We start from the raw sequence: 24,897 nt of genomic DNA on the forward strand, positions 1-24,897 counted from the left end.
AGACGATGACGGATGCATCGATCGAGCGCGAGACGCTCACCTGGGACGGCTTCGGATCCGCGACGCGAGATCTCGCGCGCAGCATCCTCGAGAGCGGCTTCGTGCCCGAGGTCGTGGTGGCCATCGCCCGCGGTGGTCTGCTTCCCGCCGGTGCCATCGCGTACGGCCTCGGTGCCAAGAACTGCGGCGCGATCAACGTCGAGTTCTACACCGGCATCGGCACCGTGCTCGATGCCCCGGAGGTGCTGCCGCCCGAACTCGACATGGCCTATCTCGACGGTCGTCGCGTGCTGCTCGTCGACGACGTCGCCGACTCGGGCCGCACGCTCGCGCTCGCGGTGCAGCTGCTGAAGGACAAGGGCGCCGACGTGCGCTCGGTCACGATCTACACGAAGCCGTCGACCATCATCCAGCCCGACTACGCGTGGAAGGACACCGATCTGTGGATCAACTTCCCCTGGTCGTTCCAGGGCACGGTGCGTGAAGAGGATCTCGGGCTCGCGCCGTCGGCCTGACCTCGTCTCAGCCGCGCTGCAGTGAGCGAAGAGTCTGGATCGTGTCGGCGTCTGCGACGCTCTTGTCGGGGCGGTAGGCCTTGACGCGTGCGAAGCGCAGCGCGATGCCACCGGGGTAGCGCGGAGAGCGCTGCACCCCGTCGATCGCGATCTCGACCACGAACTCGGGGCGCAGGAACACGGTCGACTGCGTGCGTCGTGTCTCGAACGACGGGAACTGCTCGGTCTGCCAGCGCAGCAGCTCGTCGGTCAGACCTTTGAACGTCTTTCCGACCATCACGAGTCCGCCCGGCTCGCCGAACTCTCCGCTCGGATCGAGAGCGCCGAGATGGAGATTCGACAGCCACCCCTGTCGTCGACCCGAGCCCCACTCGGCTGCGAGCACGACGAGGTCATAGGTGAGCACGGGCTTGACCTTGACCCAGGACTTGCCGCGCCTGCCCGCCGCATAGGGCGCATCGACGCCCTTGACGACGACGCCCTCGTGCCCCGCCGCCAGCGCCTCTCGTGACAGCTGCTCGGCAGCGGCCGGGTCGTCGGTGACGACCCCCGGCATGCGCCACTCGCCGACGGCCTTCTCGAGTTCGGCCAGGCGGATCGAGAGCGGTTCGTCGAGCAGATCGCGGCCGTCGATGTGCAGGATGTCGAAGAACCAGGGGCGCAGCACGAGCTCGCGCGACACGTCGGCCCCGAACCGTGACATCGTCTCCTGGAACGGCCGCGGACCGCCGTCCTCATCGAGCGACAGCGTCTCGCCATCGAGGATCAGGTCGTGGGCGGGAAGGCCTCGCACGATCTCGACGATCTCGGGCACGCGGTGGGTGATGTCGGCCAGGCTGCGGGTGTACACGCTCACGTCGTCTCCGCGGCGATGCACCTGGATGCGCGCTCCGTCGAGCTTGTATTCGACGGATGCCCTGCCCGTGACCTCGAGAGCCGCAGTCGGAGTCGCCGCGGTCGAGGCCAGCATCGGCAGCACGGCACGGCCGACCACGAGGCCGACCTCGTCGAGCTCGGCCGCGGTGCCTGTGAGGGCGATGACCGCCGTGTCACCCAGGTCGCCGGACAGCATCGCTGCTCGTCGCACGGATGCCGCAGGGCGATCCGAGGCGCGAGCGATCGCATCGAGCAGCACGCCTCCGAGCGCACCGGTGCGCAGCTCGCCGAGCATCGCGCGCGACAGGAAATCCCATTCGGTGGCCGTGGCGCGGCCGGCGAGAGCGGAGAGCAGATCTGTCCGGGCGGCCGCAGACCCCGAGCCCGAAGCGCCGGCCAGCGCTTCGAACGCCGCGTCGACGTCACCGATCGACAGGGACGGCTCGTCGGCGTGCATCACCTCGAGGGCGGTGATCCCGCGCCAGCCCACACCCAGGCGTCCCTGACGCGGCGTCGCGAGGAGCAGCCCGACGAGGGCGGGGACGTCGTCCGCGTCCGCGCGCGCGAGCAACCGCGAGAGTGCATCGACCTTGGCGAGGCGCGATGCGGTGGCGGTGACCTCTTCAGCGGTGGAGACGAGCTCCGAGAGCAACATGGGTGCAGTCTGTCACCGGCATCCGACATCGGCGAAGCCCTTGCCTTCGCCCTCTCCGTCGCAGTAGAGCAGCGAGAGCTCAGCGCCCGTGGAACTCAGGCTTCCGCTTCTCCTGAAAGGCGGCGAAGCCCTCGCGGTAGTCGTCGGTGTCGCACAGCGCCGCCTGAGCGGTGTTCTCGAAGTCGATCGATTCCCACAACGCCAGCCTCTCGTCGCGGATGCGCGAGACGAGCTGCTTGCTCGCGAGGAACGCGGCGGTGGCACCGCGCGCGGCGGTCGCGGCGGCATCCGTCGTCGTCTGGAGGACCTCGTCGTCGGGGAGCACACGTGAGAAGAGACCCGAGGCCACGGCCTCGGTGCCGCTCATCAGGCGCCCCGTGTAGATGAGGTCGAGCGTCTTGTGCGCGCCGAGGCGGTCGACGAACAGGGCGTGTCCGCCCGAGTCGAGCGTGGCGCCCAGCGCTGCGAACGGCGAGCCGATCTTCGCCGACTCCGCGACGTAGACGACGTCCGTGGCGATCAGCAGTCCCAGCCCGACGCCCAGGCATGCACCGTGGGCGGCCGCGAACGTCGGCGCGGGAAAGCGCGCCATCCGCTGCAGCAGCGGAGTCACGAGCCCGCCGAGGTAGCCCATCACGTCGTCGTCGCGCGGGTCGACCGCCGAGATGTCGCGTCCGGCGCAGAACGCGCGCCCCTCGCCCCTGAGCACGAGTGCGCGCACTCCCGCCGCGTCGGCCTCGTCGTATGCACGGCCGAGATCGCGCAGCGCCTGCTCGTCGAGGGAGTTCAGCGTGGACGGTGCATTCAGCGCGACCGTCGCGACGTCGTCGGAGATGGTGAGATCGATCATCGGATGCTCCTCAGACGTCGTAGTCGACCACGACGCGGTCGCTCGTCGGGTGGGACTGGCAGGTCAGCACATAGCCGCGGTCCAGCTCGTCGGGCTCGAGCGCGTAGTTCTCCGTCATCGTCACGCTGCCCTCGATGACCCTGGCGCGGCACGTGCCGCACACGCCGCCGGCGCACGCGAACGGGGCGTCCGGCCGCACCCGCAGAGCCGCGTTCAGCACCGACTCGTGCGCGTCGACGGGGCTCTCGACGGTCGACGAGACGCCGTCGAGGTTCACCTCGATGCGTATCGTCTTCGCGCCCGCCCGCACCTCGACCGGGCGCGCGGCGCGCACAGGTTCGTCGCCGGTGGTGAAGAGCTCGAACCGGATGTGCTCCCGGGGCACGCCGACGTCGGCGAGCACCTCGCGGCACAGGTCGACGAGCGAGAGAGGACCGCAGAGGAACCACTCGTCGACGTCGCTCGGGTCGATGAGCATCCTCAGGATGGTGCGCAGCTTCTCCTCGTCGATCCGCCCCGACAGCACGGGAGCCGTGCGCTGCTCACGGGACAGCACATGGTGCAGCGTCACTCGCGTCGGATACCGGTCCTTGAGGTCGGCGAGGTCCTCGAGGAACATCACGTCGAGTGTCGATCGGTTCGTGTAGAGCAGTGTGAAGCGCGACGAGTCCGAGCGCGTCAGCACGGTGTGCGCGAGCGCCATCAGCGGGGTGATGCCCGAGCCCGCGGCGATGCCGACGACGTGGCGATGATCGAGATCGTCGAGCCCCGAGGTGAATGTGCCCTGCGGACTCATCACGTCGATCTCGAACCCGGCGTGCAACCCGGTCTGGGCCCACGTGGAGAAGAGGCCGCCCTCGTCGCGCTTCACCGCGACACTCAGCCGGGTGGGCGTGCCCGCCGCGATCTGCTCGGCGGTGCGATGCTCCGGCGCGCGGCACAGCGAATACGATCGGCGCACCTCGGTGCCGTCGAGGGTGGTGCGCAGCGCCACGTACTGGCCCGGCAGGTGGTCGTAGTCGTCGGCGAGGTCGGCGGGAACTGTGAAAGACACCTCGACCGAGTCCTCGGTGAGCGGCCTCACCTCGTCGACCACGAGAGTGTGGAACCGCGCGCGCTTCTTCGCCGTCGATGCGGAGGGCGAATGAACGGATGTCGGTGCGACGGCACCGGACGGGGCGAACAGCGACATCAGTGCACCTTGAAGTGGTCGAAGGGTTCGAGGCATGCGCGGCACTCGAACAGCGCCTTGCATGAGGTGGAACCGAAGCGCGAGACCTCGCGGGTGTCGAGCGAGCCGCACCGCGGGCAGCGCACGCTGATCGCGAGGCGGATCGGGCCGGACGACAGCGCGGAGCGCCCCGAAGGAGGCGCGATGCCGTACTGCGAGAGCTTCTGCTTGCCGGCATCCGACATCCAGTCCGTCGTCCACGCGGGGGAGAGCACGAGACGCACCTCGACCTGCGAGTGACCGGCAGCGGTGAGGGCCAGGATGACATCGTCGCGGATCGTGTCCATCGCCGGGCACCCGCTGTAGGTGGGGGTGATGTCGACACGCACGACGTCGCCGTCGACCGTGACGGCTCGGAGCACTCCGAGGTCTTCGATCGTGAGAACGGGGACTTCGGGGTCCGCCACGGCAGCGGCGATCCGCCAGGCGTCGGTCTGCAGCGTGTCGGTCACCATGACGCCCCCGGATGACGTCGCGCGAGAACCTGCATCTCGGCGAGCAGATGGCCCATCGGGGTCGCGTGCGCACCTCGGCGCCCTCCCGCTGACGATGCCGCCACTGAGGGCGCGGTCAACTCCGCCTCTGTGAAGACGGTGTCGACGACCGCGTCGAAACCGGCGCGAAGGGTGGACGGGCGCACGGCGGCATCGCCGAGACGGTCGATCAGTGGCTCATCGCGGAAGAGCTCATCGACGTACGGCCAGACGTCGCCGAGCGCGCGCACCATCCGCTGCCGTGACTCGTCGGTGCCTCCGGCGAGGCGCAGCACCCACTGCACCGAGTGGTCGCGGTGGTAGTCGACCTCTTTGAGCGACTTCTCGGCGATCGCCGCGAACGTCTCGTCTGTGCTGGCCCTCAGCCCGGAGTACAGCTCGAACATGTAGGTCGACACGACGAACTGACGTGCGATCGTCTGCGCGAAGTCGCCGTTGGGCTGCTCGACGATCCAGGCGCTGCGGAACTCCGGCTCGTCGCGGAAGTACGCGAGGTCGTCTTCGGAGCGTCCGTCGTAGGAACCGGCGAAGTGCAGGAACGAGCGGGCATGACCGAGCAGATCGAGGGCGATGTTGCCGAGCGCGACATCCTCTTCGAGTTCGGGCGCGCGGGAGATCCATTCGCCGAGCTGCTGCGAGAGGATCAGGGCGTCGTCGCCCAACCACAGTGCGTACTCGGCGATGTCGGCGGATGCAGCCGCGGAGCCGGTTCCCGTGAGCTCCTCGCTCAGTCGCAGCTCGTCGACCGAGACATCCCCGTGCATGTCTCCATGGACGTCCGTGCGGATGTCGTTCACAGGTGCGGCACCCCCTCGGAGGCCGTGTAGTAGACGGCGTGCCGGTAGTTCTTGCCCGCGGGGCTCTCGAAGTAGGCGCCCTTGGCGTCGGGGTCGCTCGTGGTGATCGCGTCGGCGGGCACGGCCCAGATCGACACGCCCTCGCCACGGCGCGTGTAGAGGTCTCGGGCATTGCGGATCGCCATATCGGCATCCGGGGCGTGCAGCGATCCGACGTGCACGTGGCTCAGGCCGCGATTCGCACGGACGAAGATCTCCCAGAGGGGCCAGGGTTCGCGCTCGTCGGCACCGGGCGTCGCCATCACGCCGCCGCCTTCGTCTTCAGCGCCTGCTTGCGGGCGTACTCGGCTGCGGCCTCGCGCACCCACGCACCCTCCTCGTGTGCCGTGCGGCGACGTTCGAGACGCTCCGCGTTGCAGGGGCCGTTGCCCCGCAGCACCTCGAAGAACTCGTCCCAGTCGATCTCGCCGATCACGTACTGGCCCGTCTCGTCGTCGACGCGCAGATCGGGGTCGGGCAGGGTGACGCCCAGGATCTCGGCCTGCGGCACCAGCATCCCGACGAAGCGCTGGCGCAGCTCGTCGTTGGTGAAGCGCTTGATCTTCCACTTCATCGACTGGGCCGAGTTCGGCGACTGGTCGTCGGGCGGGCCGAACATCGCCAGGCTCGGCCAGTACCAGCGGTTCACGGCGTCCTGCGCCATCTGCTTCTGCTCGTCGGTTCCCTGCATCAGCGAGAGCAGGATCTCGAAACCCTGACGCTGGTGGAACGACTCCTCCTTGCACACGCGCACCATGGCGCGGCCGTAGGGGCCGTAGGAGGCGCGGCACAGCGGCACCTGATTGCAGATCGCGGCGCCGTCGACGAGCCACCCGATGGCGCCCATATCGGCCCAGGTGGGGGTGGGGTAGTTGAAGATCGAGGAGTACTTGGCCTTGCCGCTGATGAGCTGGTCCATCATCTCGTCACGGGTGATGCCGAGGGTCTGCGCCGCCGAGTAGAGGTACAGGCCGTGGCCCGCCTCGTCCTGCACCTTGGCCATCAGGATCGCCTTGCGCTTGAGGCTCGGCGCCCGGGTGATCCAGTTGCCCTCGGGCTGCATGCCGATGATCTCGGAGTGCGCGTGCTGCGAGATCTGACGGATCAGCGTCTTGCGGTAGGCGTCGGGCATCCAGTCGCGCGGCTCGATGCGCTGCTCGTTCGCGATGAGCTCGTCGAACAGGCGCTCGTCGTCTGAGAGCTCGCCATCGACGAGGGAGAGATCTGCGGGGCTTGTCATCATCGACTCCTCGGTATCCGATCCGCTTTACTGACCGGTCGTTAGGTAATTCTGACATGCCGGTCCGCCGTGCGCAAGAAGCGGCGCTCAGCGCGAGCGGGAGACCAGGTCGAGAAGGGCGAGCCCGTAGGCCTCCGAGGGGTCCGGATGCTCGAAACGCAGCGTCTCGCCGGCGATCTCGACATCGACGACGAAGGCGTCGGGAAGGCGGGTGAGTGCCCGGAACGTGCCTCGCAGCAGTTCGCGCAGCTGATCCTCGCGGGGCAGCCACACCGCGTCCGCGAGGGTGACCGCGTCGAGCGCCCACTCTGTGGTGCCGTTGAAGGCGAGGTCGGTGCCGCTCGGAGTCTGCCTCGCCTCGATCGTCATCGCGCTGACCGTGAAGACGTCGGCCTCGGCTTCGAGCTCGACATCGTTCGGGAGGTCGAGCTGAAAGCGATCGCCCTCGGAGGGATGCCACACGAGCCCGGCATCGCGCAGGGATACGGCCAGTTCTCGGGTGATCATCGTTCCACGCTAGACGACGGGGTGGGGCGGTGGCGCGGATCTCACCAGTGGATGACGATAGCCCGGGCGTCGGCGGCCTCGGGCCCGACGTCGGTGACATGAGGCACAGTGGAGACATGACTTCCCCCTCTGCTGTCGACACTCGCACTGCTGCGCTCGCCGCCTTGCGCGAACTGGTCGGCCGCCCCGACGCCGATTTCCACGACGGCCAGTACGAGGCGATCGAGGCGCTGGTCGAGGGGCGCCGCCGCGCGCTCGTCGTGCAGCGCACCGGCTGGGGCAAATCGGCGGTGTACTTCGTCGCGACGCTGCTGCTGCGTCGGCAGGGGGCGGGACCGACCGTGCTCGTCTCGCCGCTGCTGGCTCTCATGCGCGACCAGATCGCCGCCGCCGAGCGCGCGGGCGTCCGAGCCGTGGCGATCAATTCCACCAACGCGCACGAATGGTCGGAGGTGATGCAGCAGCTCGACCGAGACGAGGTCGATGTGCTGCTCGTCTCTCCCGAGCGACTCAACAACCCGGCGTTCCGCGAACAGCAGCTGCCGGCGCTCGTGCGACGGATCGGCATGCTGGTGGTCGACGAGGCGCACTGCATCAGCGACTGGGGGCACGACTTCCGTCCCGACTATCGTCGGCTGCGCGATCTCATCGAGCAGATGCCGCCAGAGGTTCCGGTGCTCGCGACCACGGCGACCGCCAACAGCAGGGTCGTGGCCGACGTCGCCGAGCAGCTCGGCACGGGAGGCTCATCGGGCGACGGGGCCTCCGAGGTGCTCACGATCCGCGGGCCGCTCGCCCGCACCTCGCTGCGGCTCGGGGTGCTGCGTCTGCCGACCTCGGCGAGCCGGCTCGCCTGGCTGCTGAGCCACATCGACGATCTGCCGGGGTCGGGCATCATCTACACGCTCACCGTCGCTGCCGCGGTCGACACCGCTCGGCTGCTGCGCGACCACGGCCACGACGTGCGTGCGTACACGGGGCAGACGGACACCGACGAGCGCACGGAGTCAGAAGGGATGCTGAAGCGCAACGAGGTCAAGGCCCTCGTCGCGACGAGCGCACTCGGCATGGGCTTCGACAAACCCGACCTCGGATTCGTGCTGCACCTCGGTGCGCCGTCGTCGCCGGTCGCGTACTACCAGCAGGTCGGTCGCGCCGGGCGCGCGAGCGAGAGCGCAGACGTGCTCCTGCTGCCGGGCGTCGAAGACCGCGATATCTGGCACTACTTCGCCACCGCGTCGATGCCCGACCGTGAGCGCGCCGAGAGGGTGATCGCTGCGCTCGGCGATCAGCCGATCTCGACGCCGGCGCTCGAGGCGATGGTCGACATCCGCCGCACACCTCTCGAGCTGCTGCTCAAGGTGCTCGATGTCGACGGCGCGGTGCGACGTGTGCAGGGCGGGTGGGTCGCCACGGGCGAGCCCTGGAGTTACGACGCCGAGCGTTACGAGCGGATCGCGGGCGAACGCCGAGCCGAGCAGCAGCACATGATCGACTACGAGCAGACCGACGGCTGCCGCATGGAGTTCCTCCAGCGCTCGCTCGACGACGACACGGCAGCGCCCTGCGGCAGATGCGACAACTGCGCCGGCATCTGGTTCCCGAGCGAGATCGGCGAATCGGCGACGACTCAGGCTGCGGAGTCGCTCGACCGAGTGGGCGTTCCCGTCGAGCCGCGCCGGGCCTGGCCGACCGGCGCCGACAAGCTCGACGTGCCCGTCAAGGGGCGCATCGCGCCGGGTGAGCAGGCGGGAGAGGGGAGGGCGCTCGCCCGGCTCACCGACCTCGGCTGGGGCGGCACCCTGCGGGAGCTGTTCGCCGCCGGAGCCCCCGATGCCGTCGTGACGCCCCAGGTGCTCGGCGGCTGCGTGCGAGTGCTCGCCGACTGGGGCTGGACAGAGCGCCCTGTCGCGGTGGTCGCGATGCCTTCACGGTCGCATCCGCTGCTCGTCGACTCCCTTGCCCGAGGGATCGCCGACATCGGTCGGCTGCCGTACCTCGGTGCGCTCGACCCGGTCGATGGCGGCCCGAGCGGTCAACCGGGAGGCAACAGCGTGTTCCGTCTCGCAGGTCTGTGGGACAGGTTCAGCGCGCAGGGCCTCGACATCCCCGAGGGGCCGGTTCTCCTCGTCGACGACCTGGCCGACAGCCGGTGGACTCTGACGGTCGCCACCCGCACACTGCGCCAGGCCCGCGCCACAGACGTGCTTCCGTTCGTGCTCGCGCTTCGCGGCTGAGGTCGGCGATCGTCGTCGCTGTCGATGCGCTGCTGGTGACGAGCGACCGCCTCTGGCACGGCGGGTGTGAGGCAGGTCGAACACACCCACACCCGGCGCGATGTCAACGGCCAGATCGATGTCGCTGACGAAGCGATATCGCGTATGAGCTGTTTCGCTCAGCGCAGGTCGTACACGCGCTTGTACTTGCCCTCGCTGCGCGGCAGAGCGCCGGGCTCCTCGACCTTGACGTCGACGCTGGTGCCGATGTGCACCTTGATGCGATGTGTGAGCACTGCAGCGGCGGCGTCGCACTCCTCGATGCTCAACGACGGGTGCCGCTCGATGCGCACCGTCATGGTGTCGAGCTGGCCCGCACGGTGCAGCTCCAGCACGAAGTGCGGCGTCAGGGTCTCGATGCCCATCACGAGCTCTTCGATCTGTGTGGGGAAGAGGTTCACGCCGCGCAGGATGATCATGTCGTCGTTGCGCCCGGTGATCTTCTCGATACGCCGCAGGGCGGGATACGTCGTTCCGGGCAGCAGGCGGGTCAGATCCCGTGTGCGGTAGCGGATCACCGGAAAGGCCTCTTTGGTGAGCGAGGTGAAGACCAGTTCGCCCAGTTCGCCGTCCGGCAGGCGGTCGCCGGTGTCGCCATCGATGATCTCCGGAAGGAAGTGGTCTTCCCAGATGTGCGGGCCGTCTTTGGTGAGCACGCTCTCGCTGGCGACGCCCGGCCCCATGACCTCGCTGAGCCCGTAGATGTCGACGGCGTCGATGTTCAGTCGCTTCTCGATCTCGCGGCGCATCTCGTTGGTCCACGGCTCGGCTCCGAGCACGGCCACCCGCAACGAGGTCCGCGTCGGGTCGACGCCTGCCGCCTCCATCGCATCGGCGATCGTGAGCAGGTAGCTCGGCGTGCAGAGGATGGCGTCCGGCTCGAAGTCGGCGATCAGCTGCACCTGGCGCGCGGTCTGACCACCGGAGACGGGTATCACCGTGGCGCCGAGTCGTTCGATGCCGGCATGCGCCCCGAGTCCACCGGTGAACAGCCCGTATCCGTAGGCGTTGTGCACCTTCATGCCGGCGCGGATCCCCGCGGCGTGCAGCGACCTCGCGATCAGGTCGCCCCACCTGTCGAGGTCGCCCTCGGTGTAGCCGACGACCGTCGGCCGCCCGGTCGTGCCCGACGACGCGTGGATGCGGCGCACGTCGGCCATCGGCACCGCGAACATCCCGAACGGGTAGCTCTCTCGCAGATCGGCTTTCGAGGTGAACGGCAGCCTCTGCACGTCGTCGAGGGTGCGGATCTCGTCGGGGTGGACACCGTGCTCGTCGAACTTGCGACGGTACGTCGGCACGTTCTCGTAGGCGTGGCGCACAGTCCACTGCAGGCGCTGCAGCTGCAGTCGGGCCAGTGCAGTGGGGGAGTGCAGCTCGATCTCGGTGCCGATCTCGGCACGGGTGTGGGTCATCGTCGACTCCTTCGTCGCGGGCAGGGCCATGTCAGGTGTGCCGGTCAGCCCGGGTGCGATCGGTTCGTGGTGAGCGAGCGGCCGCGCACCTCGGCGACGACGTCGCCGGACTCATCGGTGACCGTGACGTCGTAGATGCCGTTGCGACCGCTGACGACGCGGCGACTCGCACGTGCCGTGAGCCGCTGCCCGGAGGTCGTCGACTTCAGGAAGGTGATGTCCGCGCCGCCCGCGACCGTGACGCGCTCGTCCTCGTTGCAGGCGATCGCGAAAGCCGTGTCGGCGAGAGTGAACACCAGGCCGCCGTGCGTGATCGCGAAGCCGTTCAGCATGTCGTCGCGCACCGTCATCGACACCACGGCCTCGCCGGGCTCGTCGAGCTCGACGGTCATGCCGAGCATCGCCGACGCGGCATCGCGCTGCATCATGGCCCTCATGCTGCCGCGACCTCGGAGGTGGGCTCCTTGCTGACCAGCGTGAGCACGTCGTAGGTCGCGACGAGCTCGTCGGCCTGGTTGCGGATCACCGCATCCCAGCGCACCTCGCCGTAGTCATCGGTCTCTCGGGGGGTGATCTGCTTGGCGGTGAGCTCGACGCGGATCGTGTCACCGGGGGAGACCGGCGTGATGAACCGCAGATTCTCGAGACCGTAGTTCGCGAGCACGGGGCCCGGTTCGGGGTCGACGAACAGACCGGCCGCCCACGAGACCAGCAGGTACCCGTGTGCCACACGGCCGGGGAAGAACGGGTTCGCTGCGGCCGCCGCGTCGTCCATGTGGGCGTAGAACGTGTCACCGGTGAAGTGCGCGAAGGTCTCGATGTCGTCGAGGGTGACCTCGCGTGATGCCGAGACGATCTGATCTCCGATCAGGAGCTCCGCGAGCGACTTGCGGAACGGATGCCGACCGCCGCTGCGCGCCGCGGCTCCCGCGTGCCAGACACCGGTCAACGCCGTGAGCATCTCGGGCGATCCCTGCACCGCAGTGCGCTGCATGTGGTGCAGCACCGCGCGGATGCCGCCGAGTTCCTCGCCGCCTCCTGCCCGACCGGGCCCGCCGTGCACGAGGTTCGGCAGGGGAGACCCGTGACCGGTCGAGGAGCGCGCGTCGTCGCGGTCGAGCAGCAGCATCCGACCGTTGAACGGCGCGATGCGCGTGGCCAGCTCGACCGCCTGCACCGGATCGTGCGTCGCGATGCTGGTGACGAGCGAGCCGCCGCCGCGGGCGACGAGTGCGGCGGCGTCGGCGATGGTGTCGTAGGTGAGCAGGGACGACACCGGACCGAACGCCTCGACCGAGTGCGCGGCGTCGGACTGCGGATCGTCGAAGCGCAGCAGCAGCGGCGAGACGAACGCGCCGTCGGGCGAGAGCGCGGTGGTTCCGTCTGCGAGCCGCACCTCGGGAGCATCCGTCGACCCCACCACGATCTGTCCGCCGGCGTCCTGCAGCTTCGCGACCTGACGCAGCACCTCGTCGCGCTGCGCGGTCGAGGCGAGGGGGCCCATCGTCGCACCTTCGGCGCGGGGATCGCCCAGCACCGTCCTCTCGGTGATGCGCGCCTGCACGGCGGCGATCACGGCATCCGCCGACCCGGTCGGCACGATCGCCCGGCGGATCGCCGTGCACTTCTGCCCGGCCTTGGTCGTCATCTCGGTGACGAGCTGGCGGACGTAGGCGTCGAACTCCGGCGTGCCCTCGATGGCGTCGGTGCCGAGCACCGAGGCGTTGATCGAGTCGGTCTCCGCGGTGAACCGCACTCCGCCGGTCTGCACGGCGGGGTGGGCCTTCAGGCTCTCGGCTGTCGAGGCGCTGCCGGTGAAGCCGACGATGTCGCCGAGGCGCAGGTGCTCGAAGAGGTCGGGGACGCTGCCGCTCACCAGCTGCAGCGATCCGTCCGGCAGCAGGCCCGACTCGACGAGGATGCGCACCATCGCCTCGGCGAGATATCCGGTCGGCGTCGCGGGTTTCACGAGCGTCGGCATGCCGGCGAGGAAAGCCGGTGCGAACTTCTCCAGCGACCCCCACACGGGGAAGTTGAAGGCGTTGATCTGCACGGCGACTCCCGGCAGCGTCGTGTAGACGTGGCGCCCGAGGAACGAGCCGTCCTTCGAGAGCGGCTCGACGGGGCCGTCGACGTGCACGCGGCTGTTCGGCAGTTCGCGCCGCCCTTTGCCGGAATACGAGAACAGCACGCCGATGCCGCCGTCGATGTCGACCCAGGAGTCGCTCTTCGTCGCGCCCGTGCGCGCTGACAGCGCGTAGAGCTCGTCCTTGCGCTCGGTGAGCGCCAGGGCGAACTGCTTGAGCAGCACCGCGCGCTGATGGAAGGTGAGCGCACCGAGGCTCCTCTGCCCCACGGATCGGGCATGCGCAAGCGCCCCCGCGAGATCGAGGCCGTCGGTGGAGACGAGCGTGACCACATCGCCGGTGGACGCGTCACGGACCTCGGTGAATCGTGCGGGCGAAGTCGGCGTCCACCACTCGCCCTGGATGTAGCTCGGCAGATACTCGGTCATCTCTCCTCGTTCCATGCGTAGAACCCTTCGCCGCTCTTGCGGCCGAGCTTTCCTTCGGCGACCATCCGCCGCAGCAGATCCGGCGGAGCGAACCGCTCACCGAGAGTGCGTTCCAACTCCTCGGCGATGCCGAGCCGCACATCGAGTCCGACGACGTCGGTCGTGCGCAGCGGCCCCATCGGATGCCGGTATCCGAGCGTCATCGCCGCGTCGATGTCGACGGCCGACGCGACGCCTTCCTCGAGCATCCGGATCGCCTCGAGGCCGAGCATGACGCCGAGTCGAGACGATGCGAATCCGGGGGAGTCGGTGACGACGATCGGGGTCTTGCCGAGGGAGCTCACCCATCCGGCCGCGTTCTCGACGACCGCGGTGTCGGTCGCTGCGCCTCGCACGATCTCGACGAGCGCAGACGCGGGCACAGGGTTGAAGAAGTGCAGGCCGAGGAAGCGCTCCGGACGACGGCGGCTCGCGGCGAGATCGTCGATCGAGATCGACGACGTGTTGCTCGCCAGGGTGGCGTCGGCGGGCATCGCCGTCTCTGCACGGGCGAGCGCCTGTTCCTTGAGTTCGCGGTCTTCGGGAACGGCTTCGATCACCAGGTCGACCACGGCGAAGGCGGCGATGTCGCGACCAGTCGTCAGGCGGCCGGTGATCTCGACCTCGTTCAGAGCGGGATCGCGGGCGACGGATCGGCGGATGCTCTCGCGGATCCGCTGCAGTGCGGCATCCGCGCTCGCCGCGTCGCGTTCGACGACCGCGACACGGGATCCCGCGAGCAGGAAGGCATGCGCGATGCCGGCGCCCATTCGTCCTCCGCCGAGCACGCCGACGGCCGCGGGCACGTGGTCCGGGCGTCTCGTCCCGCTCCGTTCGCTCGAGGTCGCGGGGTGGGCGTCGCTCGAGGACGGGGGCTGCTCGCTCATCGGTTCTTCCTCTCGAGGAACGCGGTCATGCGACGGTGCTTCTCCGGCGACTCGAAGAGCTCGGCCTGCAGCTCGAGCTCGATCGCAGGATGTCCCGAGCGCGGAGTGCGCAGAGCGTGTTTCGTGTGCTGCGTGGCCAGCGGGTCGTTCTTCGCGATGCGATCGGCGATCGCGTGCGCGGTCGCGATCAGCTCGTCGGACGGATGCAGCGACGAGACGAGTCCCCATCGCAGTGCCTCCTCGCCATCGAGCGCTCGACCGGTGAGAAGCATCTCGCTCGCTCGCGCCGCGCCGATGATCTCGGGAAGCCGCCACGTCGCACCGGCCGCGGCGATGATGCCGAGTCCGGTCTCGGGGTTGCCGATTCGGAGGGACGGCGTCGCGATGCGGATGTCGGCGGCGTAGGCCAGCTCGGCTCCGCCCCCGAGTGCGTAGCCGTCGATCGCCGCGATCACCGGCATCGGCAGCTCGTTGATGCGGATGAACACGGTCGCGTTGATGCCGCGCCTGGCGTCATCTGCGGTGCGATCGCGCAGCTGCGCGATGTCGGCACCCGCCGCGAAGACACCGCCGGAGCCGGTGAGGATGAGGGTGCGGGGGGTCTGTTCGAGCATCGCGCACAGCTCGTGCAGCGCGTCGACCGTCTCCTGGTCGATCGCGTTGCGCTTCTCGGGGCGATCGAGCGTCGCGATGACCCTGTCGCGCTGCTCCTCGATCTGCAGGCTCACGTCAGACGCTCCACGATCATGGCCGTGCCCTGTCCGACTCCGACGCACATCGTGGCGAGGCCGTAGCGAGCGCCCTCGCGTTCGAGCCGACCGAGCAGGGTCACGATCAGGCGGGATCCGCTGGAGCCGAGCGGATGCCCGAGCGCGATCGCACCGCCGTCGGCGTTGACGATCGCCGGGTCGAGGCCGAGGCGACGGATGCAGGCGAGCGATTGCGACGCGAAGGCCTCGTTCAGCTCGACGGCGCCGAGATCGGCGATCTGCAGCCCTGCCTTCGCGAGAGCCTTCTGCGTCGCGGGCACGGGGCCGAGTCCCATGATCTCGGGGGCGAGTGCGGCGGTCGCCGACGCGACGATGCGTGCCCGCGGTCGCAGTCCGTGTCGCTCGACGGCCTCGGCGCTCGCCACGACGATCGCGGAGGCGCCGTCGTTCAGCGAGCTGGAGTTGCCGGCCGTGACGACCTCGCCGCCTGCGACCACGGCGCGCAGCTTCGCGAGAGCGTCGAGGGTGGTGTCGCGTCGCGGTCCTTCGTCGGTGTCGACGATTCCGCGGTCGGTCTCGACCCCGACGATCTCAGGGGCGAAGCGCCCCGCGTCGATCGCGGCGGCGGCGCGCAGATGGCTCTGCAGGGCGAAAGCATCGGCATCCGCCCGACTGATGCCGTCGACGCGTGCGACCTCCTCCGCCGTCTCGGGCATCGAGAAGGTGGCCTTCTCGCGCGCGGCGAGCCGCGGATTGGTGAAGCGCCATCCGATCGACGTGTCGAAGGCCGCGCCGGGCTTGGCCCATGCGCGCTCGGGCTTCGCCTGCACCCAAGGGGCTCGTGTCATGGACTCGACGCCGCCGGCGACGATGAGGTCGGCGTCCCCCGCGCGCACGGCGTTCGCGGCGAGAGCGATGGCCGACATCCCCGAGGCGCACAGCCGGTTCACGGTGAGCCCGGGGATCGAATCGGGCAGGCCGGCGAGGAGCACGGCCATGCGGGCGACGTTGCGGTTGTCTTCGCCCGCTTGGTTCGCTGCACCGAGGATGACCTCGTCGATCGCCTCGGCGGGGATCCCCGACCGGGTGACGGTCTCGCCGACCACGAGGGCTGCCAGATCATCGGGGCGGATGCCGGCGAGTGCGCCGCCGTGACGACCGACGGCGGTGCGGACCCCGTCGACGAGATAGGCCTCGGACATCGTCATCCTCTCGAACGCCCACGCTGGCGATAATTTCAGACCGATCGGTCAGGAATACGATCTCAGATCCTCGGACGGATGGCAACTCATCGGGACTGACAGACTGGGGCCATGGCGCAGCTCGGATTCGACGCGCCGGCCCCCAAGCGCGGCCGGCCAGGCTACGACCGTGAGCAGGTGCTCGCGGTCGCGGTCAAGGTGTTCAACGAACAGGGCTACGACGCGACCAGCGTCGCCGATCTCAGTGCCACTCTCGGCCTCACCAAGTCGGCGCTGTACCACCACTTCGAGTCGAAGTCGGCGATCCTCGAGCTCGCGCTGAACGATGCCCTCGACGCTCTCGAGGCCGTCGTGGACGACGCCACGGCGCGGCATCCGCTCGCCTCCGATCGCCTGCGATCGATCATCCGCGGGGCCGTACGTGTGCTCACCGAGAAGTTGCCCTCGGTGACGCTGTTGCTGCGTGTGCGCGGCAACGGCGACGTCGAGACCTCCGCGCTCGTGCGCCGGCGCGCGTTCGACCAGCGGGTGACGGCGATCGTCGCCGAGGCTCAGGCCGAGGGGCTGATCCGCGACGACGTGGATGCCGCGGTCGCGACCAGGCTCATCTTCGGCATGATCAACTCGGTCGTGGAGTGGTATCGCCCCGGCGGGCCTGTCGACCCCGATGAGCTGGGCGAGGACATCCTGCGGGTGAGCCTGGACGGACTGCAGTCGCGCTGAGCCGACTAGTCGTCGGCCGGAGCCACCCGGGGCGGCCAGCTGGTCGCTCCGAGCTCGCGTGAGATGTTGCGGGCCGTCTCTCGGAGCGCGTTCAGCACGGCGTCGGAGGCGGGCGCGTGCGAGGTGGGCATCACCACCGCGACCGCGGCGACGATGTCGTTCGAGGCGTCGGAGACCGGTGCGGCGACGGACGATTCTCCGAGCACCGCCTCGTCCGTCTCGGACGCACTGCCGCGTTCGGCGATCGCGGGGAGCTCGAGCATCAGCCTGGCGATGTCGGTGATCGTGTCTCCGGTGAGGCTGGGCAGCGGTCGTTCGAAGACGGTGCGCTGGAAGCCGAGGTCATGAGCGAGCAGCACCTTTCCCATCGCCGAGGCGTGAGCGGGGATCGCGACGCCGGTCTCGAGCATCTGCTGGCTGTCGTCGGGGCGCAGATCGTGGTGGATGACGAGCACCTCGTGGAAATGCGGAGCACCGAGGCGCACAGGCAGATTGGTGCGCCGCGCGAGCTCCTGCGTCCACCGCATCGCCCGTGCCCTGACGTCGAGCGTGTCGAGGTACACGTTGCTGAGGCGCAGCAGCGTCGGTCCGAGCATGTAGCGCTGTCCGCCGCGCTCTTTCGCGACCAGCCCGTGCTCTCGCAGCGACTTGACGATCCCGTGCACGGTCGACGGCGGCAGGCTCAGTGCGAGAGCGAGATCGGTGATGCCGAGGTGGCGCGCACCCTGCAGCAGCTCGAGCACCTTGGCGGCGCGATCGATGGCCTGGATCACGGTGCGTCCTTCCTCCGGTTCGTCGTCGAGCCGGGCCGTCATGTCGTGTGTCCGAGTCGATCTTGACAACTCGACTGCGCCCGAGCATATTCGACATTGACGAATGACTTTCCAATATTGCGAAAGATCGCCACCGCAGAGATCAAGGGAGATCGAACGATGAAGAAGCTCATCAACAACCCCGCCGATGTGCTGGTCGAGTCGCTGCGAGGCGTCGCCCTCGCGCATCCCGAGCTGTCGGTCGACCTCGAGACGCACGTGATCACGCGCGCGACGCCGAAGGCGCAGGGCAAGGTCGCGGTGGTCTCCGGTGGCGGGTCAGGCCATGAACCGCTGCACGGCGGATACGTGGGGGTGGGCATGCTCGATGCCGCGGTCGCCGGCGAGGTGTTCACCTCACCGACGCCCGACCGCGTGCAAGCGGCGACCAAGGCCGTCGACCGCGGCGCCGGCGTGCTGCACATCGTCAAGAACTACACCGGCGACGTGCTGAACTTCGAGATGGCCGCCGAGCTCGCATCGATGGAGGGCATCGAGGTCGGCACCGTGATCGTCGACGACGACGTCGCCGTGCAGGACTCTCTCTACACAGCCGGGCGTCGCGGTGTCGGACTGACCGTGCTGCTCGAGAAGCTGGTCGGCGCGGCGGCCGAAGAAGGACAGGATCTCGCCGCGGTCGTCGAACTCGCCCAGCGCATCAACGGCCAGGGTCGCTCGATGGGGATGGCGCTCACGAGCTGCACGGTTCCCGCAGCGGGCAAACCCACGTTCGACCTGCCGGAGGATCAGATGGAGATCGGCATCGGCATCCACGGCGAACCCGGTCGGCATCGCGAACCGCTGGCCCCCGCATCCGAGATCGCCCGCCAGCTCGTCGAGCCGATCCTCGCCGACCTCGACGCCGCCGGACCCGCGATCGTGATGCTCAACGGCATGGGCGGATCGCCGTTGATCGAGCTGTATCTGATGTACGGCGAGGTCGCGTCGTTGCTCGAGAAGGCGGGGGTGCACATCGCCCGCAACCTGGTCGGCGACTACATCACGTCGCTCGACATGGCCGGGTGCTCGCTCACGGTGCTCAAGGCCGACGACGAGCTGCTGCGGCTGTGGGATGCCCCGGTGAACACTCCAGGACTGCGATGGGGAGCATGATGGCGGCGATCGACACCGCGGCCCTCGTCGACTGGATCCGGCGGTTCCGCGACGTGATCGCCGAGAAGCGCGAATGGCTCACCGAGCTCGACTCGGCGATCGGCGACGCGGACCACGGCGCGAACATGGCCCGTGGCATGGACGCCGTCGTGGCGAAGCTCGACTCGGCGGTGCCGCCCACCGTCGACGAGCTGCTCAAGACCGTCGGCATGACGCTCGTGAGTTCGGTCGGAGGTGCCAGCGGGCCGCTCTACGGCACGCTGTTCCTGCGGATGGGGATGGCGGCCGGCCCGGTGGACGAACTCGATGCCGCCGGGCTCGCAGCCTCGCTGCGAGCGGGTCTCGACGGGATCGTCGCCCGGGGCAAGGCCGAAGCCGGCGACAAGACCATGTTCGATGCGATGGCGCCCGCCGTGGATGCACTCGATGCGGCGATCGCAGGCGGGGCGGATCTCGCAGCGGCGACGGCTGCGGCTGCCGATGCTGCGGCTGCGGGGCGTGACGCCACGGAGCCCCTGGTGGCACGCAAGGGACGCGCGAGCTACCTCGGTGAGCGCAGCGCAGGGCACATCGATCCGGGTGCGGCGTCCACGACGCTGCTGTTCGAGGCGCTCGCCCGGGCCACCGCGGAATCGTCCTGATGATCGGCATCGTCGCCGTCTCCCACAGCGCTCGACTCGGGGAGGCGGCCCTGGAGCTTGCCCTGCAGATGGTGCGAGGCGGGGGAGCGCGCGTCCTGGTGGCGGCCGGCGCGGGGACGGATGCCGACGGCGCAGCCGTTCTCGGAACGGATGCCGTAGCGGTCGCCGCGGCCATCGACGAACTGGCCGCGGATTGCGACGGAGTCCTGGTGCTGATGGACCTCGGCTCGGCGGTGCTGAGCGCGGAGCTCGCGCTCGAGCTGCGCATGAGCGACGTGCCCGTCCGCCTCACGCCCGCGCCGTTCGTGGAAGGGCTGCTCGCCGCAGTCGTGTCCGCGGCGGCGGGCGCATCGCTCGAGGTCGTGGCTGAGGAGGCGTCCGCTGCGCTCGGCGCGAAGACCGGCCAGCTCGGCGACCCGGACGAGCCCGTCGCGCCCGCCCCCTCGTCGCTCGCACCGACGCACGGGCCGAGCGACGCGGTCACTCGCGTGGTCACCGTGCGCAACCCGCTCGGCATCCATGCTCGTCCGGCTGCGCTGATCGCCGAGGCCTCCGCAGGGGCGGATGTGCGGCTCACCCGGCTGCCGGATGGGCCGGAGGCCGCGGGCGCCAGCCTGTCGAGACTGCTGATGCTCGGCGCCGGGCAGGGCGACGAGGTGCGGCTGTCCGCGACCGGGGCGGATGCCGAGCTCGCCATCCATCGACTGGTCGCGCTGTTCGACGAGGGGTTCGGTGAAGGAACCGCGGTCGCCGCGCCCCCGAGAGAGGTCGTGCGCACGCGGTCGACCGAGTCGGCGGTGAGCGCGGCGCCCGTGGTGTCCGGGACGGTGCTGAGCGGGCGAGGCGTGAGCGCCGGGCGGGCAGCGGCGCAGGCCGTGCTGCTGGCTGCGCCACTCGACGAGCCCGACCCGGGCCTGACGGTCGATGCGGCTGAGCGTGAGAGCGAGGTGTCGGCGATCGAGTGGGCAGCCGTCGCGGTGGCCGATCAGCTCCGCCGCCGCACATCGGCGGCGACCGGAGAGGCACGGGCGATCCTCGATGCTTCGCGTCTGCTCGCCTCAGACCCCGAGCTCGTCGCAGATGCGACGTCGCTCGTCCGATCGAAGGGGCGCACCGCCGCCCGCGCCGTCTGGGAGACGGCTCTCGCGCACGAGAAGGCGGTCAGAGCCTTGGGTGGCCGCATGGCCGAGCGTGCCGCCGACATCCGCGACGTCCGAGACCGGATCATCGCCGAGATCCTCGAGGTCGAGATGCCCGGTGTTCCGGAGCGGGATGAGCCTTTCGTGCTCGTGGCCACCGACCTCGCACCCGCCGACACGGCCGCCCTGGACGGCGGCAACTGCGTCGCTCTGGTGACCGAGCAGGGCGGGCCCACATCGCACACCGCGATCATCGCCCGCTCACTCGGAATCCCCGCGGTCGTCGGGGTCGGCGGGGCCACGGGCATCGCATCCGGCGCCGATCTGCTCGTCGACGGCGACCGGGGCACGGTCGAGGTCGACCCGAGCCGTTCCAGGATCGCCGAGGCGCAGGCCGCGTCGATCGTCGTGCCCTTCGACGGAGAGGGCGTGCTCGCGGACGGGCGCCGGATCGCACTGCTCGCCAACGTCGGCGGCGCGGCCGAAGCGGTGGCGGCTGCGGCATCGAAGGCAGAGGGAGTGGGTCTCTTCCGCACCGAGTTCTGCTTCCTCGACCGCACCGATGCGCCGTCGGTCGACGAGCAGGTCGACGCCTACCGAGGCGTCCTCGCGGCTTTCCCGGGGCGGAAGGTCGTCGTGCGCACGCTCGACGCGGGCAGCGACAAGCCGCTGCCGTTCGCCAACGCCGACACGGAGGAGAACCCCGCTCTCGGAGTCCGCGGTCTGCGGATCGCACGGCGATCACCCGCGCTGCTCGATGATCAGCTGCGGGCCCTCGCGCTCGCGGCAGCGGCGGAGTCGGCGCTCGTCGAGGTGATGGCTCCGATGGTGGCCACGGTCGATGAGGCGCGCGACTTCGCGGACCGTGCGCGGGCGGCCGGACTCGAGAAGGTGGGAGTGATGGTCGAGACACCCTCCGCCGCGCTCCTCGCCTCAGAGATGCTCGAGGTCGTCGATTTCGTCAGCATCGGAACCAACGATCTCGCCCAGTACACGCTCGCCGCGGACCGACTGCTGGGCGAGCTGGGCGACCTGAACGATCCGTGGCAGCCGGCCGTGCTGCGATTGATCGGCCAGGCGGGTGCTGCCGGACGCCGGTGGAACCTGCCGGTGGGCGTGTGCGGCGAGGCCGGCGCCGATCCCACACTGGCCGCGGTGCTGGTCGGCCTCGGGGTCACCTCCCTGTCGATGACGCCCCGCGCGCTGGGCCGCGTCGCGGCCGCGCTGGCAGATGTCACGGGTGATCAGTGCGACGCAGCCGCGGAAGCGGTGCTGAGAGCGGCGACGGCGGCCGATGCGCGTGCCGCTGCGGCCGCTGTGCTCAGTGGCGACTGAAGGGTTCACGTCGTCCGATCAGGCGGATATATGCGATCTTCGGCATGCTCTTCCTCTCATTCTGATCTCGACATGCGCGCGCCCCTGGTCGAGGGGGCCGCAGCGCCTTAGGCTCCGGGGAGGGGGCGCCCGCAGCGGCGCATGACGAGGTCGGAGGATGCACATGACTGTTTTCACCACAGGTCGAGCGCGCATGACGCTCGCATCGATCGGGATCGGCGCGCTGGTGGCTCTGAGCGCCTGCGCCTCGACTCCTCAGGCCTCGCCGTCGCCCTCGCCCTCGCCGTCTCCGTCGACCGCGTCCCCCGAGCCCTACGCCGGACCGATCGCGTTCGTCGGAGACGAACTCGACGCGTTCGCGCTCACCCCTGAGGAGATCGTGGGGATCGTGCCGGAGGCCACCGAGGTCGGTGATCCTTCGCCGGTGCTCGAACAGGTGTCGGATGGTGGAGGTCTCGCTGCGGACCCGCCGATCTGCGATGCCCTCTACGCCGAGCAGTCGCTCGGCAGCGTCGGGGCGAGGACGGTCGAATGGCAGGTGCCGACGGATCCCGCCAATGGGTTCGGCCGGATGACGATCATGCAGTTCGCTGATGAGGCGCAGGCCGAGGGGCGAATGGATCAGCTGCTCCAGGCTGCCGAGCAGTGCGCCGAGTTCGCCAAGGAGGGAACCATCACTTTCGATGCCGCGATTCCGGAACCCTCCGAGGATGTCCGAGCCTTCGCGGGGTCGTTGGTCGACGCGGGGCTCGACTGGCGGTCGTTCGGCGCATTCGCGTCGACCGGAAACGTGATCGTCCAGCTCTGGCAGCCCTTCAGCGGTGATCGCGACTTCGACGCCGAAGCCGCCGCCCTGCTGCTGCAGACCCGCGCCGACGAGGCGAGGTCGGGGCTGATCGACGAGCTCACCGAGAACCCGCCTGTCGCCGAGACCGATCCGTCGGGAGACCCCGGAGCCGTGTGGAGCGAGTGGCAGATCGGTGTCGGCGGGGTGGGCCCTCTCCGCCTCGGCGACTCGGTCGATGCCGCTCTCGCCACAGCGGGCGAGGATGCGCAGGTCATGGAGCCGGCGTACGACGGCGGACCGTGGAGACTCGTCGCGCCCGGCGACGCGGGGTCTCTCCTGGTGCAGCCCGTCGAGGCCGGCGACGCGGTGTGGTCGATCACCGTCGGCAGCGATCGCAGCCTCGATGAGTCAGTCGACGACGGAGCGGCGCTGCCGCACCGGGGAGGCATCCGCCTCGGCGCTCCGGTGGCGGATGCGATGGCCGCCTACCCCGGGGGCACCGTCGTCGATGTCGCGGCGTCAGGCGATGACTTCTACGCCGTCGCGACGCGTGACGGCCATGTCTTCCGGTTCCAGGCCGACCGCGATGTCGTCGAGGAGGGGTCGATGATCGTCGGCATCACGGTCGAGGACGCCACAGCCCGTACGCCGCTCGTCTTCGGCTGACGGCGGGCCGGTCGTTCCACCGACCGACCCGCCGCCCGGCCGTGTGAGCGGCTCCGTCAGGCGTGCAGGTCGACGCCCTTCGTCTCCTTGACCATCGTCACTGCGATGAGGGAGATCAGCGCCGCGGCGGCGATGTAGACGCCGATCGTCCACGCCGCGTGGAACTGGTTCATCAGCGTCTCTGCGATCATCGGAGCGAACGCCCCGCCGAGAATGGCACCCAGTGCATATCCGATGGAGACGCCCGAGTAGCGGACGTTGGCCGGGAACATCTCGGCGTAGAGGGCCGCCTGCGGGCCGTAGGAGAGCCCGAGTGCGAACGTCATCACGAACAGTGCCACGAAGTACCAGAAGATGTTCGCCGTATCGATCAGGAACCACATCGGCACAGCCCAGAGCGCGAGTGCGATGTAGCCGATCTGGAAGGTGCGGACCCGCCCGAGACGATCGGAGAGGTGACCGCCCCAGAGCGTGAAGATGAGCCATCCGAACGAGGCCAGCGTCGTCGCCAGCAGCACGGGAGGACGCTCCATGCCGAGAGCGGTGACAGCGTAGGTGGCGAAGAACGCGATGAGCAGGTAGCCGGCGGCGTTGTTTCCGATGAAGATCAGTGCGGTGAGGACGACCTGCTTGGTGTTCTTGCGGAACAGGCGGCCCAGCGGTGCCGAGGCCTCCTGACGGCGGCGCCGGAGATCTTCGAAGACCGGGCTCTCATCGACTGCGCGCCTGATCACGTAGCCGACGGCGATCAGCACGATCGACATGAGGAACGGGATCCGCCAGCCCCACTCGAGGAACGCCTCGGGTGACATCGAGCTCGTCAGCACCCAGAGTGTCGCTGTCGCGAGGATCATGCCGATCGGAACACCGATCTGCGGGAAGGCGCCGAAGAGTCCGCGTCGGTTCGTGGGCGCGTGCTCGACGGCCATCAGCGCCGCACCGCCCCATTCACCGCCGGCCGAGAACCCCTGCAGGATGCGGAGCACGATGAGCAGGATCGGCGCCGCGACACCGATCGCCGCGTAGGTCGGCAGCAGGCCGATCAGGGAAGTGGAGAGCCCCATCATCACGAGCGTGAAGACGAGCATCCTCTTGCGGCCCAGCTTGTCGCCGAGGTGCCCGGCGACGATGGCTCCGAGGGGGCGGAAGAGGAAGGAGATTCCGATCGTGGCGAAGGACAGGATCTGCGCGAACCCCTTGTTCTCCTCGGCGATCGGAGCGAGGAAGAGCGGAGCGAGCACGAGGCCCGCGGCTTGCGCGTAGATGAAGAAGTCGTACCACTCGATCGAGGTGCCGACCAGGGTGCTGGCGAGCACCCGCCGTTCCTCGGCGGGCATCCTCGTTCTCGTGCTGTCTGCGGAGACTGCTGACGTCATGCGAACTCCATTGTTCTGCGGGTGGGGGAGAGAGCGACGACGTGCCGCTCCGAATCA

General features: G+C 69.4%; 23 protein-coding genes. 7 read left to right on the forward strand and 16 right to left on the reverse strand.

The annotated features are described in order from the left end of the window. Positions 1–5 precede the first annotated feature (5 nt). On the forward strand, positions 6–515 hold the full coding sequence (locus tag MRBLMI13_RS13140; protein WP_056375913.1) for a phosphoribosyltransferase: 510 nt from the start codon (positions 6–8) through the stop codon (positions 513–515). A 7-nt stretch (positions 516–522) separates the two neighbouring features. Here the strand turns inward: MRBLMI13_RS13140 and MRBLMI13_RS13145 are convergent, their stop codons facing one another. The 8 genes from MRBLMI13_RS13145 to MRBLMI13_RS13180 form a co-directional block, all read right to left on the reverse strand. After that, positions 523–2,046, reverse strand: coding sequence for an ATP-dependent DNA ligase (locus tag MRBLMI13_RS13145; RefSeq protein ID WP_367823031.1), 1,524 nt, complete (start codon positions 2,044–2,046; stop codon positions 523–525). A 79-nt stretch (positions 2,047–2,125) separates the two neighbouring features. Then, entirely contained in the window at positions 2,126–2,896 is a 771-nt protein-coding gene (locus MRBLMI13_RS13150; protein WP_367823033.1) for an enoyl-CoA hydratase/isomerase family protein, read from the reverse strand. 10 nt (positions 2,897–2,906) lie between these two features. Then, on the reverse strand, positions 2,907–4,088 hold the full coding sequence (paaE, locus tag MRBLMI13_RS13155; protein WP_367823035.1) for a 1,2-phenylacetyl-CoA epoxidase subunit PaaE: 1,182 nt from the start codon (positions 4,086–4,088) through the stop codon (positions 2,907–2,909). Continuing rightward, positions 4,088–4,582 (reverse strand): 1,2-phenylacetyl-CoA epoxidase subunit PaaD, encoded by a 495-nt coding sequence (gene paaD / locus MRBLMI13_RS13160; protein ID WP_079112434.1) that lies wholly within the window; start codon positions 4,580–4,582, stop codon positions 4,088–4,090. Before paaD ends, paaE begins: the two co-directional genes overlap by 1 nt. Beyond that, on the reverse strand, positions 4,576–5,385 hold the full coding sequence (paaC, locus tag MRBLMI13_RS13165) for a 1,2-phenylacetyl-CoA epoxidase subunit PaaC (protein ID WP_367823037.1): 810 nt from the start codon (positions 5,383–5,385) through the stop codon (positions 4,576–4,578). Before paaC ends, paaD begins: the two co-directional genes overlap by 7 nt. A gap of 29 nt (positions 5,386–5,414) precedes the next feature. After that, on the reverse strand, positions 5,415–5,720 hold the full coding sequence (gene paaB / locus MRBLMI13_RS13170; protein ID WP_042539384.1) for a 1,2-phenylacetyl-CoA epoxidase subunit PaaB: 306 nt from the start codon (positions 5,718–5,720) through the stop codon (positions 5,415–5,417). Beyond that, positions 5,720–6,697: a 1,2-phenylacetyl-CoA epoxidase subunit PaaA gene (gene paaA, locus MRBLMI13_RS13175; RefSeq protein ID WP_367823040.1), complete on the reverse strand. Its 978-nt coding sequence runs from the start codon at positions 6,695–6,697 to the stop codon at positions 5,720–5,722. The genes paaB and paaA overlap by 1 nt, the downstream gene beginning before the upstream one ends. An 87-nt stretch (positions 6,698–6,784) precedes the next feature. Then, entirely contained in the window at positions 6,785–7,204 is a 420-nt protein-coding gene (locus MRBLMI13_RS13180) for a hypothetical protein (RefSeq protein WP_042539388.1), read from the reverse strand. 116 nt (positions 7,205–7,320) lie between these two features. Here MRBLMI13_RS13180 and MRBLMI13_RS13185 point away from each other — a divergent pair, with 116 nt between their 5' ends. After that, on the forward strand, positions 7,321–9,441 hold the full coding sequence (locus MRBLMI13_RS13185; RefSeq protein WP_367823042.1) for a RecQ family ATP-dependent DNA helicase: 2,121 nt from the start codon (positions 7,321–7,323) through the stop codon (positions 9,439–9,441). Between the two features lie 158 nt (positions 9,442–9,599). On the opposite strand, the gene paaK is transcribed toward MRBLMI13_RS13185, so the two are convergent. From paaK to MRBLMI13_RS13215, 6 genes are read right to left on the reverse strand one after another with little or no spacing between them, the layout of a single operon-like run. Beyond that, on the reverse strand, positions 9,600–10,895 hold the full coding sequence (gene paaK, locus MRBLMI13_RS13190; RefSeq protein WP_153302147.1) for a phenylacetate--CoA ligase PaaK: 1,296 nt from the start codon (positions 10,893–10,895) through the stop codon (positions 9,600–9,602). Between the two features lie 44 nt (positions 10,896–10,939). After that, positions 10,940–11,323 (reverse strand): hydroxyphenylacetyl-CoA thioesterase PaaI, encoded by a 384-nt coding sequence (gene paaI / locus MRBLMI13_RS13195; RefSeq protein WP_052492903.1) that lies wholly within the window; start codon positions 11,321–11,323, stop codon positions 10,940–10,942. Between the two features lie 5 nt (positions 11,324–11,328). Beyond that, positions 11,329–13,410: a phenylacetic acid degradation bifunctional protein PaaZ gene (gene paaZ, locus MRBLMI13_RS13200; RefSeq protein WP_367823045.1), complete on the reverse strand. Its 2,082-nt coding sequence runs from the start codon at positions 13,408–13,410 to the stop codon at positions 11,329–11,331. Beyond that, entirely contained in the window at positions 13,407–14,336 is a 930-nt protein-coding gene (locus tag MRBLMI13_RS13205; protein WP_367823047.1) for a 3-hydroxyacyl-CoA dehydrogenase family protein, read from the reverse strand. The genes paaZ and MRBLMI13_RS13205 overlap by 4 nt, the downstream gene beginning before the upstream one ends. Next, positions 14,333–15,064 (reverse strand): enoyl-CoA hydratase/isomerase family protein, encoded by a 732-nt coding sequence (locus tag MRBLMI13_RS13210; RefSeq protein ID WP_311879566.1) that lies wholly within the window; start codon positions 15,062–15,064, stop codon positions 14,333–14,335. The genes MRBLMI13_RS13205 and MRBLMI13_RS13210 overlap by 4 nt, the downstream gene beginning before the upstream one ends. Next, on the reverse strand, positions 15,061–16,248 hold the full coding sequence (locus MRBLMI13_RS13215) for a thiolase family protein (protein ID WP_367823049.1): 1,188 nt from the start codon (positions 16,246–16,248) through the stop codon (positions 15,061–15,063). The genes MRBLMI13_RS13210 and MRBLMI13_RS13215 overlap by 4 nt, the downstream gene beginning before the upstream one ends. A gap of 111 nt (positions 16,249–16,359) precedes the next feature. Here MRBLMI13_RS13215 and MRBLMI13_RS13220 point away from each other — a divergent pair, with 111 nt between their 5' ends. Beyond that, positions 16,360–16,971, forward strand: a complete 612-nt coding sequence (locus MRBLMI13_RS13220; protein WP_042539394.1) for a TetR/AcrR family transcriptional regulator — start codon at positions 16,360–16,362, stop codon at positions 16,969–16,971. A gap of 5 nt (positions 16,972–16,976) precedes the next feature. On the opposite strand, the gene MRBLMI13_RS13225 is transcribed toward MRBLMI13_RS13220, so the two are convergent. Continuing rightward, complete coding sequence (locus tag MRBLMI13_RS13225; RefSeq protein WP_309686763.1) at positions 16,977–17,786, reverse strand: IclR family transcriptional regulator; 810 nt, start codon at positions 17,784–17,786, stop codon at positions 16,977–16,979. A gap of 117 nt (positions 17,787–17,903) precedes the next feature. Between MRBLMI13_RS13225 and dhaK the strand changes: the two genes are divergently transcribed. The 4 genes from dhaK (at position 17,904) to MRBLMI13_RS13245 (ending at position 23,464) form a co-directional block, all read left to right on the forward strand. Beyond that, a complete protein-coding gene (dhaK, locus tag MRBLMI13_RS13230; RefSeq protein ID WP_367823052.1) occupies positions 17,904–18,896 on the forward strand; it encodes a dihydroxyacetone kinase subunit DhaK in 993 nt (330 codons plus the stop codon). Then, complete coding sequence (dhaL, locus tag MRBLMI13_RS13235) at positions 18,884–19,537, forward strand: dihydroxyacetone kinase subunit DhaL (protein WP_367823054.1); 654 nt, start codon at positions 18,884–18,886, stop codon at positions 19,535–19,537. The genes dhaK and dhaL overlap by 13 nt, the downstream gene beginning before the upstream one ends. Then, positions 19,537–22,011, forward strand: coding sequence for a phosphoenolpyruvate--protein phosphotransferase (gene ptsP / locus MRBLMI13_RS13240; RefSeq protein WP_367823056.1), 2,475 nt, complete (start codon positions 19,537–19,539; stop codon positions 22,009–22,011). The genes dhaL and ptsP overlap by 1 nt, the downstream gene beginning before the upstream one ends. Positions 22,012–22,174: 163 nt before the next feature. Continuing rightward, positions 22,175–23,464 (forward strand): hypothetical protein, encoded by a 1,290-nt coding sequence (locus tag MRBLMI13_RS13245; protein WP_367823058.1) that lies wholly within the window; start codon positions 22,175–22,177, stop codon positions 23,462–23,464. A 56-nt stretch (positions 23,465–23,520) separates the two neighbouring features. Here the strand turns inward: MRBLMI13_RS13245 and MRBLMI13_RS13250 are convergent, their stop codons facing one another. Beyond that, complete coding sequence (locus MRBLMI13_RS13250) at positions 23,521–24,840, reverse strand: MFS transporter (protein WP_042539398.1); 1,320 nt, start codon at positions 24,838–24,840, stop codon at positions 23,521–23,523. Between the last annotated feature and the right edge of the window lie 57 nt (positions 24,841–24,897).

Source organism: Microbacterium sp. LMI13-1-1.1, from assembly GCF_040815625.1.
In the GTDB taxonomy this organism is placed as follows: domain Bacteria; phylum Actinomycetota; class Actinomycetes; order Actinomycetales; family Microbacteriaceae; genus Microbacterium; species Microbacterium forte.